We start from the raw sequence: 16,249 nt of genomic DNA, 5'->3' as shown, positions 1-16,249 counted from the left end.
GGTCGGTGCTGGATCAGTTGCCGGTCTTGATCTTGCTCCAGGCCCGGGTACGCGCCCGCTCGGCGGCGCGTGGCAGCGGCTCCAGGGTGTAGAGCGTCTTCATCGCCTCGGCGGTCGGGTACAGGTTCGGGTTGCTGCGGATCGCCTCGGCCACCTGCGCGGTGGCGTCCTTGTTCGGGTTGGGGTAGCCGACGAAGTCGGAGATCGGCGCGATCACTTCCGGGCGCAGCAGGAAGTCGATGAAGGCGTGGGCCTCGTCGATGTTCTTCGCGTCCTTGGGAATGGCCATCATGTCGAACCAGATCGGCGCGCCTTCCTTGGGCAGGCGCATGTCCACCACCACGCCGTTCTTCGCCTGGATGGCGTTGTTGGCGGCCTGGGAGAAGCTGCCGGAGTAGCCGACCGCCACGCAGATCTCGCCGTTGGCGATGTCGCTCATGTACTTGGAGCTGTGGAAGTAGCGCACGTGGGGGCGGACCTTGCTCAGCAGCGCCTCGGCCTTGGCGTAGTCGGCCGGCTCCTTGCTGTTCGGCGGCAGGCCCAGGTAGTGCAGGGCCAGCGGCAGGATCTCGGACGGCGAGTCGAGCAGGGCCACGCCGCACTGCTGCAGTTTGGCGATGTTCTCTTCCTTGAAGATCAGGTCCCAGCTGTCCACCGGCGCGTCGTCGCCGAGGGCGGCCTTGACCTTGGCCGGGTTGAAGCCGATCAGCACGGTGCCGTACATGTAGGGCACGGCATACTGGTTGCCCGGGTCGTTGGCCTCGATCAGCTTCATCAACTGCGGGTCGAGGTGCTGCCAGTTGGGCAGCTTGCTGCGGTCGAGCTTCTGGAACACCCCGGCCTCGATCTGCTTGGCCAGGAACACGTTGGACGGCACCACCAGGTCGTAGCCGGAGTTGCCGGTGAGCAGCTTGGCCTCCAGCGCCTCATTGGTGTCGAAGATGTCGTAGGTCAGCTTGATGCCGCTGTCCTGCTTGAACTTGGTCAGGGTCTCCGGGGTGATGTAGTCGAACCAGTTGTAGACCTTGAGTTGGCGGTCGGCGGCCTGGGCGGTGCCGGCCAGGGTCAGGCCGCAGAGTGCGGCGGCGAGCAGTTTCTTCATTTTTGTCGTTCTCCTGTATGGGCTCAGGCGCCCTGGAAACCTTCGAGCACATTGACGGCGTTGATGCCGATTTCGGCGACCGCGTAGCCGCCTTCCATGACGAACAGGGTCGGCCTGCCCAGCGCGGCGATGCGTTCGCCCATACGCAGGTAGTCCGGGCTGTCCAGCTTGAAGCTGGAGATCGGGTCGTTCTGATAGGTGTCGACGCCGAGGGACACCAGCACCACGTCCGGCGCGTACTCGGCGATGCGCCGGCAGGCGGTCTCCAGCGCGGCGCCGTACAGGTCCCAGGCGCTGCCGGCGGCCAGCGGCAGGTTGAGGTTGAAGCCCTCGCCGCGGCCCTCGCCGGTCTCGTCGGCGTAGCCGAGGAAGTGCGGGTACTCGAAGCTGGGGCTGCCGTGGATATTGGCCACCAGCACGTCGTCGCGGTCGTAGAAGATCGACTGGGTGCCGTTGCCGTGGTGGTAGTCCACGTCGAGGATCGCCACTCGCGCGGCGCCCTGGTCGAGGAAGGCCTGGGCGGCGATGGCCACGTTGTTCAGGTAGCAGTAGCCGCCCATCACGTCGGCGCTGGCGTGGTGGCCCGGTGGCCGGCACAGGGCGAAGGCGCAGTGGGCGCCGGCGGCGATCTCGGCCTGGCCGCTCAGGGCCACCTGCGCCGAGGTATGGACGGCCTGCCAGGTGCCGGCGGTGATCGGCGCGAAGCAGTCGAAGCTGTGGAAACCGTACTGGCCGTAGAGGTCATCCGGGCGCTTGGCGCGCAGGTGGCGGGCCGGGAACACGCCGGGCAGGAAATCGGCGGTGTTGCCCTGGGCGGCCCAGCCGGCCCAGGCGTTCTGCAGGAAGTCCAGGTAGTCGCCGGTGTGGATGCGGGCGATGGGCGCCAGGCCGAAGTCGCGCGGCGCCAGCACCTCACCGAGCTGGCGCTCGCGCACCCGGGCCAGCACGTGGTCGGCGCGCGCCGGCATCTCGAAGCAGGGTTTGAACTCGCCGCCGACCATCTCGCCCTGGGCATGGTGCAGGCGGTGGTCGTCGCTGTAGAGGGTCAGCATCTTGTTGTTCTCCTCGATGGGCTGGGCGCATTGTTGGCGCCCCGGGCTGGCGGGGAGAACGATAACGGCGGCCAAGAAGGGATAATTCCGGCCATTGTGGCGCCGCCGCGACCGGTTCCGGCTCGACGGATAGAGGTAGGAGGGATTGGAGTAGGGTGCGCCGCGCGCACCTCCACATAGGCGCCAAGGTGAGCGCCATGAGCCGAGACCCGCACTTGGCGGGCCTCGCTTGCTGTCGCCGGAACGGATCAGCGGTTGCGCAAAGTGCCTCTAGGGGCCATCAGTCTCCGGCTGCGTGCCCTAGAACTCCAGTACGACACGTCCCTCGATCTGCCCGGCGCGCATCTGGTCGAGCACTTGGTTGATGTTTTCCAGCTTGTCGCCGTGGATGGTCGCCTTGACCAGCCCTTCGCCGGCGAAGTCCAGCGCCTCCTGCAGGTCCGCCCGGGTGCCGACGATGGAGCCGGTGATGTGCAGGCCCTTGAGCACCACGTCGAAGATCGGCGTGGGGAAGTCGCCCGGCGGCAAACCGACCAGGGAGATGGTGCCGCCGCGCCTGGCCATGTCGATGGCCTGGCCGAAGGCGCTATTGGACACGGCGGTCACCACCACGCCGTGGGCGCCGCCGATGTCGCGCTGGATCACCGTCGCCGGATCTTCCCGGCGGGCGTTGACGGTCAGGCTGGCGCCCAGCTTGCGCGCCAGCTCCAGCTTGGCGTCGTCGATGTCCACGGCCGCCACGTGCAGGCCCATGGCGCGGGCGTACTGCACCGCCACGTGGCCGAGCCCGCCGATGCCGGAGATGGCCACCCACTGGCCGGGGCGCGCCCTGGTCTCCTTCAGTGCCTTGTAGACGGTGACGCCGGCGCAGAGGATCGGCGCGATCTCGGTGAAGGACACCTTGTCCGGCAGCAGGCCGACGTAGTTGGGGTCGGCCAGCACGTATTCGGCATAGCCGCCGTTGATCGAGTAGCCGGTGTTCTGCTGGCTCTCGCAGAGGGTTTCCCAGCCGGTCAGGCAGTGTTCGCAGCAGCCGCAGGCGGTGTACAGCCAGGGCACGCCGACCCGGTCGCCTTCCTTGACCCGGCTGACCCCGGCGCCCACCGCGGCGACGTAGCCGACGCCCTCGTGGCCGGGGATGAACGGTAGGCTCGGCTTCACCGGCCAGTCGCCCTCGGCGGCGTGCAGGTCGGTGTGGCAGACGCCGGAGGCCTCGATCTTCACCAATACCTGCCCGGGGCCGGGCAGCGGCACCTTCACTTCCTCGATGCGCAGGGGCTCGCCGAAGGCGTGTACCACGGCGGCTTTCATCGTTGTGTCCATGACGGTTCTCCTCTACGTGCGGCAAGGGAAGCGTCAGTCTGGACCCGTGACGCGGCAATGCATTGAGCTGGGACAACGAATCCGGCGATGCCGGCGGGGCAGACGGACGGTCACGGCGAGGGCGCGACACCCCAGGCTTTGCGGTATACTGCGCCGCCTCCGGGCCACCCTGGCCCGAACCCTCACATGACAAGCCACGCCGAATGCGTGGCTTGTTGGTTTTTGCCGCGCCGCCAGGCGCCCGAACTAGAGGCACGACGATGAGCGCACTGGTTGGCGTGATCATGGGCTCCAAGTCCGATTGGAGCACTCTCAGTCACACCGCTGACATGCTGGAAAAGCTGGGCATTCCCTACGAAGTGCAGGTGGTTTCCGCCCACCGCACGCCGGACCTGCTGTTCCAGTACGCCGAACAGGCCGAGAGCCGCGGCATCCAGGTGATCATCGCCGGCGCCGGCGGCGCCGCCCACCTGCCGGGCATGTGCGCGGCCAAGACCCACCTGCCGGTGCTCGGCGTGCCGGTGCAGTCGGCCGTGCTCTCCGGCGTCGACTCGCTGCTGTCCATCGTGCAGATGCCGGCCGGCATCCCCGTCGCCACCCTCGCCATCGGCAAGGCCGGTGCGGTCAACGCCGCGCTGCTGGCCGCCAGCATCCTCGGCCACCAGCACCCGCAGTTCCACGACAAGCTGAAGCAGTTCCGCGACGAGCAGACCCGGACCGTGCTCGACAATCCGGACCCGCGTTCCTGATCGAGGCCCAACAGATGAAGATCGGCGTAATCGGTGGCGGCCAGCTGGGCCGCATGATGGCCCTGGCGGGCACCCCGCTGGGCATGCAGTTCGCCTTCCTCGACCCGGCGCCGGACGCTTGCGCGCAGGCCCTGGGCGAGCATATCCGCGCCGACTACGGCGATCAGGACCACCTGCGCCAGCTGGCCGACGAAGTGGACCTGGTGACCTTCGAATTCGAGAGCGTGCCGGCCGAGACCGTGGCCTTCCTCTCCCAGTTCGTGCCGGTCTACCCGGGCGCCGAGGCGTTGCGCATCGCCCGCGACCGCTGGTTCGAGAAGTCCATGTTCAAGGACCTGGGCATCCCCACGCCCGCGTTCGCCGACATCCAGTCCCAGGCCGACCTGGACGCCGCCGTGGCCGCCATCGGCCTGCCGGCGGTGCTGAAGACCCGCACCCTGGGCTACGACGGCAAGGGCCAGAAGGTCCTGCGCCAGCCGGCGGACGCGGCCGGCGCCTTCGCCGAGCTGGGCAGCGTGCCGTGCATCCTCGAAGGTTTCGTGCCGTTCACCGGCGAGGTGTCGCTGGTGGCTGTGCGCGCCCGTGACGGCGAGACCCGCTTTTACCCGCTGGTGCACAACCGCCACGACGGCGGCGTGCTGGCCCTGTCCATCGCCAGCACCGACCACCCGCTGCAGGCCCTGGCCGAGGACTACGTCGGCCGCGTGCTGCAGAAGCTCGACTACGTCGGCGTGCTGGCCTTCGAGTTCTTCGAGGTGGACGGCGGCCTCAAGGCCAACGAGATCGCCCCGCGCGTACACAACTCCGGGCACTGGACCATCGAGGGCGCCGAGTGCAGCCAGTTCGAGAACCACCTGCGCGCCGTCGCCGGCCTGCCGCTGGGCTCCACCGCCAAGGTGGGCGAGAGCGCCATGCTCAACTTCCTCGGCTCGGTGCCGGACGTGGCCAAGGTCGCCGCCGTCGCCGACTGCCACCTGCACCACTATGGCAAGGCCTTCAAGGCCGGACGCAAGGTCGGCCACGCCACCCTGCGCTGTGCCGACATGGCGACCCTGAAGGCGCGCATCGCCGAGGTCGAGGCCCTGATCGGAAGTTGAACGGCTGGTCTATGCTCAGGTCACAACGAGGCGTGCGTAAGTGCGCCTCGTTCGTTCCGGTTCATACAAGGAGTTCACCATGAGCATCATCGGCACCATCATCATCGGCCTGATCGTCGGTCTGATCGCGCGCTTCCTCAAACCCGGCGACGACAGCATGGGCTGGATCATGACCATCCTGCTCGGCATCGGTGGCTCGCTGGCGGCCACCTACGGCGGCCAGGCCCTGGGCATCTACCAGGCCGGCGAGACGGCGGGCTTCATCGGCGCCGTGGTCGGTGCGGTGATCCTGCTGGTGATCTACGGCCTGATCAAGCGGGACTGACAGGCCGGCCCCGGAGCCGGTAGGCTAGGCGGCCCATGCGATTGCGAGACCGACCATGCGCCGCCTGCTGCTTGCCCTGCTGCTGTTCCCCCTGCTGGCCCACGCCGAGCCCGCCGAACTGGACTGGCTGGAGCTGATGCCGCCCGAGGACCGCAAGGCCCTGGAGGCCATGCCGGAGATCAGCCACGACAGCCCCGAGGCGGTCGGCACCTTCGGCCAGCAGGGCGGCCTGAAGCAGGAGCAGGGCCTGCCGGCGGTGATGTATTCGAAGAAGACCGTGGCCCGCCTGGACGGCAAGCACGTCCGTCTCGGCGGCTACCCGGTGCCGCTGGAGAGCGACGCCGGCGGCAAGACCACCCTGCTGTTCCTGGTGCCCTATCCGGGCGCCTGCATCCACGTTCCCCCGCCACCGCCGAACCAGATCGTGCTGGTGCGCTATCCCAAGGGCATCGTGCTCGACGATATCTACGAACCGCTGTGGGTCGACGGCACCCTGCGCATCGAAGCGGTGGACAACGACCTGGCCGACGCCTCCTACGCCCTGGACGCCCGCTCCGTGCGGCTGGTGGAGGAAGGCGACCTGTAGGGTGCGCCGCGCGCACCGGAAACCTTGGTGCGCACGGCGCACCCTACGGTTCTTGTGGGCTTTTGCGGGGCCCGGCTAGCCAGGAGGGTTCTGCAGAAGCCATTTCCGTCACTCCCGCGCAGGCGGGAGCCCAGGTGCGGCGGCTCTGGATTGCCGCATGCGCGGCAATGACGGTTGGTTGAGGGCGCGGGTGATGCGGCGGAAGGCGACTCGCAGGTCAACGCGGGTTTCACCCGCCCTACGTCGGTTCGCTCCACAGGCTCAGGCCGAGACTGTGGCTTTCGCCGGGCGCCAGTTCCACACAGTCGTCCCAGACATTGGCGGTCTCGATGCACAGCATGCGCTGCCAGGCGTCATCGGCGAAGCTGGACAGGCGCCGGGCCTTGTCGATCCACGGGTTCCACAGCACCGCCGAGCGCGAGCCGCGGGTTTCCAGGTGCAGGTCGCGGTTCCAGCCGGCGTCGTGCAGGTGCAGGCGCGGCGGCACGTCGAGGTAGATGCGGTCGGTCTCGCCGGCGAAGCGCAGCTCGCCCTGCTGGGAGCGTTCCTGCCAGTCTTCCAGGGTCTCGAGGTAGCGGCTGCCGTCCAGCCCGTGGACCGCCACCTGGCGGATGTCGCTGACGGCGAAGTAGCTGTGCAGCGCCTGGCTCAGGATCAGCGGCTTACTGCCGGGGTTGTGGCTGGTCAGGTCGAGGTGCAGGCGTTCGTCCAGGCGGATGTCCAGCCGCAGCTCGGCGGCGTGGGGCCAGTCGGGGAGAGGATGCTGGCGGGTGTCGAAGGCGAACTGCAGGTGGATGGCCTCGCCTTCGCTGTCGATGCCCAGCAGTTGCCAGTCGAGGGCGCGTACGCCGCCGTGGAAGGGCGCGGCGCCTGGGTTGTCGTGCTGTGCCTGCAGCGGGTGCGGGTTGCGCCCGAGGTCGCCGAACCAGGGCCAGCAGATCGGCACGCCGCCGCGCACCGACTGCTGGCGGCGGTAGTCGGCCTGCTCGCTCAGCCAGATCAGCGGCGGCTGCTCGCCCTGCTGGAAGCTCAGCACCTGGGCGCCCTGCTGGGCCACCAGCAGCTCGGCACCACCGCGGCGCACGCGCCAGCAGGTCAGTTCGTCCAGTTCGATGCGTTCGATGTGGGCCTGGGTCATGGTCCGCCTCCCTGAAGATTCAGGCATTTGACCGCAGGCCGGTGGAAAAGGCCAAGCGCCATGAAAAAGGCTATGTCCCCATTGGTTGTTGCACACCATGTGGGAGCGGATTCATCCGCGAATTTCGCGGCCAATCGGAATGCCGCCCAGCCGCTCCCACAAAAGCAGAATTGCGCCACCAACACGTAACGAGGACATCGCCATGAAAAACGCCGCCTCATGGGCGGCGTTTCTGGCGCGGGATCAGCCCCGGCGCGGCGGAACCGGGCGGGTGCGGCCGCTGCCGTCGATGGCGACGAACACGAACACCGCCTCGGTGACCTTGCGCCACTCGCTGGACAGCGGGTCGTCGCTCCACACTTCGACCAGCATCTGGATCGAGCTGCGGCCGACCTCCAGCGCCTGGGTATAGAAGGAAAGCTGGGCGCCCACCGCCACGGGTACCAGGAAGGCCATGCGGTCGATGGCCACGGTGGCGACGCGGCCGCCGGCGACCTTGCTGGCCATCGCGGTGCCGGCCAGGTCCATCTGCGAGACCAGCCAGCCGCCGTAGATGTCGCCGAAGCCGTTGGTCTCGCGCGGCAGGGCGGTGATCTGAAGGGCCAGATCGCCCTGGGGGATGGGGTCTTCCTGTTCGAGTTCGATCATGTGCGGGGCCCCGCTGGTGGATTCTTATCGTTGGCTGTTCGATGGCTGGCCATGCCCCGCCGTAGACGGGTCGTGCGCAGTATATAGAGGCCGGCGTCAAAGGACGACCGTGCGGTCCCGCTTTTGCCGCCGAAAGCTGCGGCGCGGAACGCGATTTGCTATCGTGCCGCAGCCCTTGCCCCTCTAATAAAACAACGAAGCCTCTATGTCCGCCGAGCATGCCAGCCTCGCGCCCGTGGCGCGCCCTCTCAACCGCAGCGACTACAAGACCCTCTCGCTTTCCGCCCTCGGCGGGGCCCTGGAGTTCTACGACTTCATCATCTTCGTGTTCTTCGCGGCGGTGGTCGGCAAGCTGTTCTTCCCGGCCGAGATGCCGGAATGGCTGCGCCAGCTGCAGACCTTCGGCATCTTCGCCGCCGGCTACCTGGCGCGGCCGCTGGGCGGCGTCATCATGGCCCACTTCGGCGACCTGCTCGGGCGCAAGCGCATGTTCACCCTGAGCATCTTCATGATGGCGGTGCCGACGCTGATCATGGGCCTGTTGCCGACCTACGCGCAGATCGGCATCTGGGCGCCGTTGGCGCTGCTCGGCCTGCGCGTGATCCAGGGCGCGGCGATCGGCGGCGAGGTGCCGGGCGCCTGGGTGTTCGTCGCCGAACATGTACCGCCGCGCCATATCGGCTACGCATGCGGCACCCTGACCTCGGGGCTGACCTTCGGCATCCTGCTCGGCTCGCTAATGGCGACCCTGATCAACACCGTCTACAGCCCGGCCGAAGTGCTCGACTGGGCCTGGCGCATCCCTTTCCTGATCGGCGGGGTGTTCGGCCTGTTCTCCGTCTACCTGCGCCAGTGGCTGCACGAGACGCCGGTGTTCGCCGAGCTGCAGCAGCGCAAGGCGCTGGCCGACGAGGTGCCGCTGAAGACCGTGCTGCGCGAGCACCGCTCGGCCATCGTGCTGTCGATGCTGCTGACCTGGGTGCTGTCGGCCGGCATCGTGGTGGTGATCCTGATGACACCGACCGTGCTGCAGACCGTGTACGGCTTCGATGCCGCTACCGCGCTGCGGGCCAACAGCCTGGCCATCGTCTGCCTGACCCTGGGCTGCATCCTCTCCGGCATGGCGGCCGACCGCTTCGGCGCGGGGCGTACCTTCCTGGTCGGCGGCCTGCTGCTGGCGCTCAGCTCCTGGACCTTCTACACCCGCCTCGCGTCGCACCCGGACTGGCTGTTCCCGTTGTACGCGGTGACAGGCCTGCTGGTCGGCACCATCGGCGCGGTGCCCTACGTGATGGTCAAGGCCTTCCCGCCGGTGGTGCGCTTCTCCGGGCTGTCGTTCTCCTACAACCTGGCATACGCCATCTTCGGCGGGCTGACGCCGATGGTGGTGGCCCTGCTGATGAAGTGGGACCCGCTTGGCCCGGCCTACTACGTGGCGGCGCTGTGCGGCCTGGCGATGCTGATCGGCCTGTACCTGCTCCGGCAGCGCCGCTGAGCGGGCGTTGTCTCACCGGGCGGGGGTCACCCGCCAGACCTTGTTGCCGACGTCGTCGGTCACCAGCAGCGCGCCCTGTTTGTCGAGCTTGACGTCGACCGGCCGCCCCTGGGCGTCGCCGTCTTCATCGAGGAAGCCGCCGAGCACGTCGACCGGCGGGCCGCTGGGTTTGCCGTCGGCAAAGGGCACGAAGATAACCTTGTAGCCGCTGTGCGGCTTGCGGTTCCACGAGCCGTGCTGGCCGACGAACAGGCCGTCCTGAAACGCCGGCAGCGCGCCGCCCTGGCCGAAGGCGATTCCCAATGAGGCGGTGTGCGGTCCCAGGGCGTAGTCAGGCACCAGCGCCTTGGCCACCAGTTCCGGGCGCTGCGGCTGGACACGCTGGTCGACGTGCTGGCCGTAGTAGCTGTAGGGCCAGCCGTAGAAGCCGCCGTCGCGCACCGAGGTGATGTAGTCCGGCACCAGGTCGCTGCCGATCTCGTCGCGCTCGTTGACCGCCGTCCATAGTGCGCCAGTCTGCGGTTCCCAGGCCAGGCCATTGGGGTTGCGCAGGCCGCCGGCGAACAGGCGCTTCTCGCCGCTGGCGCGGTCCACTTCCCAGATCGCCGCGCGGCCTTCCTCGGCCTCCATGCCGTTCTCGCCGACGTTGCTGTTGGAGCCGACCGTGACGTAGAGCCGGCTGCCGTCCTGGCTGGCGATGACGTTCTTGGTCCAGTGGTGGTTGATGCCGGCGGGCAGGTCGGTGACCTTCTCCGGCGCGGCGTCGATCCGGGTCTCGCCCTCGGTGTAGGGGAAGCGCATCAGGGCGTCGGCGTTGGCCACGTAGAAGTCGTTGCCGACCAGGGCCATGCCGAAGGGCGAGTGCAGGTTTTCCAGGAATGCCGTGCGCAGGTCGGCGACGCCGTCGCCATCGGTGTCGCGCAGCAGGGTGATGCGGTCGGCGCTGGGCACCCCGGCGCCCGCGCGTTTCATCACCAGGCCGGAGACCCAGCCCTTGAGGCTAAACGGCTTGTCGGTCTTCGGCGCGTTGCTCTCGGCCACCAGCACGTCGCCGTTGGGCAGCACGTACAGCCAGCGTGGGTGGTCCAGGTTCTCGGCGAAGGCATTCACCCGGGTGCCCTGCGCCGCCACCGGCGTGGCGCCCTCGGCCCAGCCCCGGGCGGGGGCGATGTTGACGGTCGGCAGCAGGGTCTCGTTCGGCTCGGGCAGCCGCGGGTCGGTGCCGGTGCCGTCGCTCACGTTGAGGGCAGCTTGCTCGCCGCAGGCGCTGCAGGCGAGCGCCAGGGCGGTGACGGACAGCAGGTGCAGACGATTCATGGAGCGATCTCCGGGATGGACGGGGTGCGGAATTTTTTCGACAGCCATGATGGCCATTCATCCAATTGTCATATTCCGTTCATAGAGTGTTCATCAGGCCTGCAGATACTGGGCCCCGTTCCATCCAACCCCTTCCTGCTAGGAGCAAGGCATGAAACTCAAGCGTTTGATGGCGGCCCTGACCTTCGCCGCCGCCGGCGTAGGCGCTGCAACCGCGTTCGCCGCCGTCGACCCGGCCATCCCCGGCTACGAAAAGACCACCGGTGTCTCGGGCAACCTGTCCAGCGTGGGTTCCGACTCCCTGGCCAACCTGATGACCCTGTGGGCCGAGGAATACAAGAAGCAGTACCCGAACGTGAACATCCAGATCCAGGCCGCCGGTTCCTCCACCGCGCCGCCCGCTCTGACCGAAGGTACCGCCAACCTGGGCCCGATGTCCCGTCCGATGAAGGACAACGAGCTGCAGGCCTTCGAAGAGAAGTACGGCTACAAGCCGACCGCCGTGCCGGTCGCCATCGATGCCCTGGCCGTGTTCGTGCACAAGGACAACCCGATCAAGTCCCTGGACATCGCCCAGGTCGACGCCATCTTCTCCAGCACCCGCCTGTGCGGCGGCGCCCAGGACATCAAGACCTGGGGCGACCTGGGCCTGACCGGCGAGTGGGCGAGCAAGCCGATCCAGCTGTTCGGTCGCAACTCGGTATCCGGCACCTACGGTTACTTCAAGGAAGAAGCCCTGTGCAAAGGCGACTTCAAGTCCAACGTCAACGAGCAGCCGGGTTCGGCCTCGGTGGTGCAGTCCATCTCCAGCACCGTCAACGCCATCGGCTACTCGGGCATCGGCTACAAGACCGCCAGCGTCCGCGCCGTGCCCCTGTCGAAGAAGGGCGGTGAGGCGTTCGAGGCTTCCGAAGAAAACGCCCTGGCAGGCAAGTTCCCGCTGGCCCGCTTCTTCTACGTCTACGTGAACAAGGCGCCGAACAAGCCGCTGAGCCCGCTGGACGCCGAGTTCCTCAAGCTCGTCCTGTCCAAGCAGGGTCAGGAAGTCGTGGTCAAGGACGGCTACATCCCGCTGCCGGCCAAGGTCATCGACAAGGCCAAGCAGGAACTGGGTCTGTAAGAAACTCCCCTCTTCCTCTGGGAGAGGGGCCGGGGGTGAGGGTGCTTCGTGTTGCCCTATAGCCCCTCACCCCAGCCCTCTCCCAGAGGGAGAGGGAGCGCAACGCCCGCTACTCTTCCCGAGTCGCGGGCGTCGTCGCGTCACCGTGCTGTAATTTTTCTGTCACACAAGACGGATAGATTGAAGTACCTCACATTGAGCGGGCTGTGTCCGCCGCGCCCGAGAACTCCTCATGAATGACCTGGCCAACAACAGCATGAGCGCCTCCGCGAACAACCAAAGGGTGGATTTCAACACACCCGCCCTGCTGCGCAAGCGCCGCATCCGCGCCCTCAAGGACCGCATGGCACGCTGGTACGTGTCCATCGGCGGTCTGGCGGTGCTGGCGTGCATCACCCTGATCTTCTTCTACCTCGCCTATGTCGTCGCGCCGATCTTCGGCGGTGCCGACATGGAGGCGCGCGATGCCCAGCAGCCGGCCTGGCTGGCCGGCCAGGGCGAGGCGCTGCTGCTCTCCGTCGAGGAGCAGAACAAGGTGGCCATGCGCCTGAGCCGCAGTGGCCAGGTGCAGTTCTTCGGTCTGCGCGATGGCAAGCCGATGAACGCCTACCAGCTGGCCCTGCCGGAAGGCAGCAGCATCGCTTCGGTCAGCCAGGACCAGCCCGGCAGCCGCCGTGTGGTGCTCGGCCTGTCCAACGGCCAGGTGCTGGTGTTCGAGCACGCCTACAAGGTGACCTACCCGGACAACGTCAAGACCATCACCCCCGAGCTGGATTACCCGTTCGGCGAGGCGCCCATCACCCTCGACGCCCAGGGCCGGCCGCTGGAGCACGTGGCGATCAGCCAGAACGGCAGCAACCTGATGCTCAGCGGCTCCACCGGCGCCGAGCTGCAGCTGCTGGCGCTCGGCCGCGAAGAGAACCTGATGACCGGCGAGGTGACCCTCAGCGAGGAGCGCATCGCCCTGCCGCAGATCGCCGAGCCGATCAAGGCGATGATCATCGACCCGCGCCAGCAGTGGCTGTTCGTGATCAACGGCAAGGCCACCGCCGACGTCTTCGACCTGCGCAGCAAGACCCTCAACGGGCGCTACAAGCTGCTCAACGGCGATGCCGAGGTGACCACGGTCAACCCGCTGCTCGGCGGCATCTCGCTGATGATCGGCGACAGCAAGGGCGGCATCGGCCAGTGGTTCATGGTCCGCGACGGCGACGGCAAGGCCGCGCTGACCCACATCCGTGGCTTCCAGCTGGGCAAGGCGGCCATCACCCAGATCCTCCCCGAGGAGCGCCGCAAGGGCTTCCTGGCGCTGGATGCCGAAGGCCGCCTGGGCATCTTCCACAGCACCGCGCACCGCACCCTGCTGACCGAGAAGGTCGCCGAGGGCGCCGGTGTCGCCGCCCTGTCGCCGCGCGCCAACCGCGTGCTGGTCGAGTCCGGCGGCCAGCTGCAGCGCTTCGTCATCGACAACCCGCACCCGGAGATTTCCTGGAGTTCGCTGTGGGGCAAGGTCTGGTACGAGAGCTATGACGAGCCCCGCCACGTCTGGCAGTCCACCTCCGCCAACACCGACTTCGAACCGAAGATGAGCCTGGCGCCGCTGACCTTCGGCACCCTCAAGGCCGCCTTCTACGCCATGCTCCTGGCCGCCCCGCTGGCCATCTGCGCGGCGATCTACACTGCCTACTTCATGGCGCCGTCCATGCGTCGCAAGGTCAAGCCGGTGATCGAGCTGATGGAAGCGTTGCCGACGGTGATCCTCGGCTTCTTCGCCGGCCTGTTCCTGGCGCCCTACGTGGAAGGCCACCTGCCGGGCATCTTCAGCCTGCTGTTGCTGACGCCGATCGGCGTGCTGCTGACCGCCTACCTGTGGAGCCGCCTGCCGGAGCGCATCCGCCTGGTGATCCCGGACGGTTGGGAAGCGGCGCTGCTGATCCCGGTGATCCTGATGATCGGCGCCTTCGCCCTGAGCATGAGCGGCCACCTGGAGAACTGGTTCTTCGGCGGCGACATGCGCCTGTGGATCAGCAACGACCTCGGCATCGCCTTCGACCAGCGCAACGCCCTGGTGGTGGGCCTGGCCATGGGCTTCGCGGTGATCCCGAACATCTACTCGATCGCCGAGGACGCCGTGTTCAGCGTGCCCAAGAGCCTCACCTTCGGCTCCCTGGCTCTGGGCGCCACGCCCTGGCAGACCCTGACCCGCGTGGTGATCCTCACCGCCAGCCCGGGCATCTTCTCGGCGCTGATGATTGGCATGGGCCGCGCGGTGGGCGAGACCATGATCGTGCTGATGGCCACCGGCAACACGCCGATCATGGACATGAACATCTTCCAGGGCCTGCGCACCCTGGCCGCCAACGTGGCGGTGGAGATGCCGGAATCCGAGGTGGGCAGTACCCACTACCGCGTGCTGTTCCTCTCGGCGCTGGTGTTGCTGGCCTTCACCTTCGTGATGAACACCCTGGCGGAGCTGATCCGCACCCGCCTGCGCAAGAAATATGCGTCGCTCTGAGAACTGGGGAAGGTAGACGTCCGTGAAAACCAAAGAGCAAAACTTCAGTACCTGGTTCAAGAGTGGTTCGCCCTGGGTCTGGATGACCGCCAGCGGCGTGTCCATCGCCGTGATCATGACCATCGGCCTGCTCGCCGTGATCGCCGTGCGCGGCCTGGGCCACTTCTGGCCCGCCGACGTGGTCGAGGCCAGGTACCAGGTGCCGGGCGAGGCCGCCCGCGTCATGGCCGGCGAGCTAGTGCAGGAAGAACAGGTGCCGCGCGCCCGCCTGGCCGCCGCCGGCATGCCGGTGGATGTGAAGGGCGGCGAGTTCATGACCCGCGAGCTGTTCAAGGTCGGCAACCGCGAGGTCTACGGCGCCGACTTCAGCTGGGTGGTGGCCGAATGGACGAGCGAGCCGCGCACCCCGGAGAACCTGGTGGTCATGGAGCGCCGCGAGTGGGGCAACTTCTACGGCTACCTGGTCGACGTCAAGGAAGGCGGCCAGGTGGTCGCCCGTGGCGATAACGCCTGGGGCGAGCTGCAGAACCGCATCGCCCGAGTCGACGACCTGCACGCGCAACTGGTGCGGCTGGAGAAGAAGGAGATCGGCCACATCAACCATGGCCTCGAACAGCTGCGCCTCGAAGGTCGCCGTCTGGAGCTGAGGGACCGCCTGGACGCCGCCGCCCAGGCCGACCTCGACGCCCAGCGCGCCGAGCTGGATGCCCGCTACAAGGTGCTGGAGGGCAAGCTGGTCGAGCTGAATCAGCAGCTCGCCCGCGACAGCGTGACGGTGAAGACCGTCGACGGTCGCGAGCAGGAGATCGCCCTGAGCAAGGTGGTCCGCGCCTTCCAGCCGAACGCCATGGGCGTCGGCGCCAAGCTGGGCTTCTACTTCGCCAAGCTGTGGGAGTTCGTCAGCGACGAGCCGCGCGAGGCCAACACCGAGGGTGGCATCTTCCCGGCCATCTTCGGCACCGTGATGATGACCCTGATCATGGCCGTGATCGTCACCCCGTTCGGCGTGCTGGCGGCCATCTACCTGCGCGAGTACGCCAAGCAGGGCCCGCTGACCCGCATCATCCGCATCGCCGTGAACAACCTGGCCGGCGTGCCGGCCATCGTCTACGGCGTGTTCGGCCTGGGCTTCTTCGTCTACGTGCTAGGCGGCTCGATCGACCGGCTGTTCTTCGCCGAGGCCGCGCCGGCGCCGACCTTCGGCACGCCGGGCCTGATGTGGGCCTCGCTGACCCTGGCGATCCTCGCGGTGCCGGTGGTGATCGTCGCCACCGAGGAAGGCCTGGCGCGCATCCCGCGCGCCCTGCGCGAAGGCTCCTTGGCGCTCGGCGCGACCAAGGCCGAGACCCTGTGGAAGGTGGTGCTGCCGATGGCCAGCCCGGCCATGATGACCGGCATGATCCTCGCCGTGGCCCGCGCCGCCGGCGAAGTGGCGCCGCTGATGCTGGTCGGCGTGGTCAAGCTGGCCCCGGCGCTGCCGGTGGACGGCAACTACCCGTACCTGCACCTGGACCAGAAGATCATGCACCTGGGCTTCCACATCTACGACGTCGGCTTCCAGAGCCCCAACGTCGAGGCCGCCCGGCCGCTGGTGTACGCCACCGCGCTGCTGCTGGTGCTGGTGATCGCGCTGCTCAACCTGAGCGCCGTGTTCATCCGCAACCACCTGCGCGAGAAGTACAAGGCGCTGGATCACTAACGGCAGTTGCAAGCCTCAAGCCGCAAGCTTCAAGTAGAAGCGCGGCTTGACTTGTGGCTTATAGCTTGCAGCTTGCAGCTGCG

14 protein-coding genes are annotated in these 16,249 nt (G+C 67.6%); 8 read left to right on the top strand and 6 right to left on the bottom strand.

From position 1 onward, the window contains the following. Positions 1-13: 13 nt before the first annotated feature. The 3 genes from N7640_RS05490 to adhP all read right to left on the bottom strand — a co-directional run bounded on the left by N7640_RS05490 (position 14) and on the right by adhP (position 3,477). Positions 14-1,102: a polyamine ABC transporter substrate-binding protein gene (locus N7640_RS05490; RefSeq protein WP_279903049.1), complete on the bottom strand. Its 1,089-nt coding sequence runs from the start codon at positions 1,100-1,102 to the stop codon at positions 14-16. Positions 1,103-1,125: 23 nt separating this feature from the next. Beyond that, positions 1,126-2,154, bottom strand: coding sequence for a histone deacetylase family protein (locus N7640_RS05485; RefSeq protein ID WP_279903048.1), 1,029 nt, complete (start codon positions 2,152-2,154; stop codon positions 1,126-1,128). Positions 2,155-2,454: 300 nt separating this feature from the next. Then, entirely contained in the window at positions 2,455-3,477 is a 1,023-nt protein-coding gene (gene adhP / locus N7640_RS05480; RefSeq protein ID WP_220812598.1) for an alcohol dehydrogenase AdhP, read from the bottom strand. Between the two features lie 260 nt (positions 3,478-3,737). On the opposite strand from adhP, the gene purE reads away from it, so the two are divergent. The 4 genes from purE to N7640_RS05460 all read left to right on the top strand — a co-directional run bounded on the left by purE (position 3,738) and on the right by N7640_RS05460 (position 6,234). Beyond that, positions 3,738-4,226 carry a 5-(carboxyamino)imidazole ribonucleotide mutase gene (gene purE, locus N7640_RS05475; RefSeq protein ID WP_220812597.1) on the top strand — a complete coding sequence of 163 codons (489 nt, stop codon included), beginning with the start codon at positions 3,738-3,740 and terminating at the stop codon, positions 4,224-4,226. A 14-nt stretch (positions 4,227-4,240) separates the two neighbouring features. Next, entirely contained in the window at positions 4,241-5,323 is a 1,083-nt protein-coding gene (locus tag N7640_RS05470) for a 5-(carboxyamino)imidazole ribonucleotide synthase (protein WP_279903047.1), read from the top strand. Between the two features lie 79 nt (positions 5,324-5,402). Continuing rightward, positions 5,403-5,648: a GlsB/YeaQ/YmgE family stress response membrane protein gene (locus N7640_RS05465; RefSeq protein ID WP_220812595.1), complete on the top strand. Its 246-nt coding sequence runs from the start codon at positions 5,403-5,405 to the stop codon at positions 5,646-5,648. A 55-nt stretch (positions 5,649-5,703) separates the two neighbouring features. Then, the gene (locus N7640_RS05460) at positions 5,704-6,234 is read left to right on the top strand and encodes a DUF3299 domain-containing protein (protein WP_279903046.1); all 531 of its coding nucleotides are present in this window, start codon (positions 5,704-5,706) and stop codon (positions 6,232-6,234) included. Between the two features lie 238 nt (positions 6,235-6,472). On the opposite strand, the gene N7640_RS05455 is transcribed toward N7640_RS05460, so the two are convergent. Then, positions 6,473-7,372: a D-hexose-6-phosphate mutarotase gene (locus N7640_RS05455; RefSeq protein ID WP_279903045.1), complete on the bottom strand. Its 900-nt coding sequence runs from the start codon at positions 7,370-7,372 to the stop codon at positions 6,473-6,475. A gap of 243 nt (positions 7,373-7,615) precedes the next feature. Next, on the bottom strand, positions 7,616-8,020 hold the full coding sequence (locus tag N7640_RS05450) for an acyl-CoA thioesterase (RefSeq protein WP_137974555.1): 405 nt from the start codon (positions 8,018-8,020) through the stop codon (positions 7,616-7,618). Between the two features lie 205 nt (positions 8,021-8,225). Between N7640_RS05450 and N7640_RS05445 the strand changes: the two genes are divergently transcribed. Beyond that, a complete protein-coding gene (locus N7640_RS05445) occupies positions 8,226-9,515 on the top strand; it encodes an MFS transporter (protein WP_279903044.1) in 1,290 nt (429 codons plus the stop codon). Positions 9,516-9,527: 12 nt separating this feature from the next. Here the strand turns inward: N7640_RS05445 and N7640_RS05440 are convergent, their stop codons facing one another. Beyond that, positions 9,528-10,832, bottom strand: coding sequence for a sorbosone dehydrogenase family protein (locus N7640_RS05440; RefSeq protein ID WP_279903043.1), 1,305 nt, complete (start codon positions 10,830-10,832; stop codon positions 9,528-9,530). A gap of 151 nt (positions 10,833-10,983) precedes the next feature. On the opposite strand from N7640_RS05440, the gene N7640_RS05435 reads away from it, so the two are divergent. The 3 genes from N7640_RS05435 to pstA all read left to right on the top strand — a co-directional run bounded on the left by N7640_RS05435 (position 10,984) and on the right by pstA (position 16,166). Then, positions 10,984-11,952, top strand: coding sequence for a phosphate ABC transporter substrate-binding protein PstS family protein (locus N7640_RS05435; protein WP_220812590.1), 969 nt, complete (start codon positions 10,984-10,986; stop codon positions 11,950-11,952). A gap of 232 nt (positions 11,953-12,184) precedes the next feature. Continuing rightward, on the top strand, positions 12,185-14,467 hold the full coding sequence (locus N7640_RS05430; RefSeq protein ID WP_279903042.1) for an ABC transporter permease subunit: 2,283 nt from the start codon (positions 12,185-12,187) through the stop codon (positions 14,465-14,467). A gap of 22 nt (positions 14,468-14,489) precedes the next feature. Next, positions 14,490-16,166: a phosphate ABC transporter permease PstA gene (gene pstA / locus N7640_RS05425; RefSeq protein WP_279903041.1), complete on the top strand. Its 1,677-nt coding sequence runs from the start codon at positions 14,490-14,492 to the stop codon at positions 16,164-16,166. The last annotated feature ends 83 nt before the right edge of the window (positions 16,167-16,249 follow it).

This window comes from Pseudomonas sp. GD04015 (assembly GCF_029837675.1).
GTDB lineage: Bacteria > Pseudomonadota > Gammaproteobacteria > Pseudomonadales > Pseudomonadaceae > Aquipseudomonas > Aquipseudomonas paralcaligenes.
Note: the sequence above shows the minus strand (reverse complement) of the source record. Positions and strands in the feature narration are given on the sequence as shown.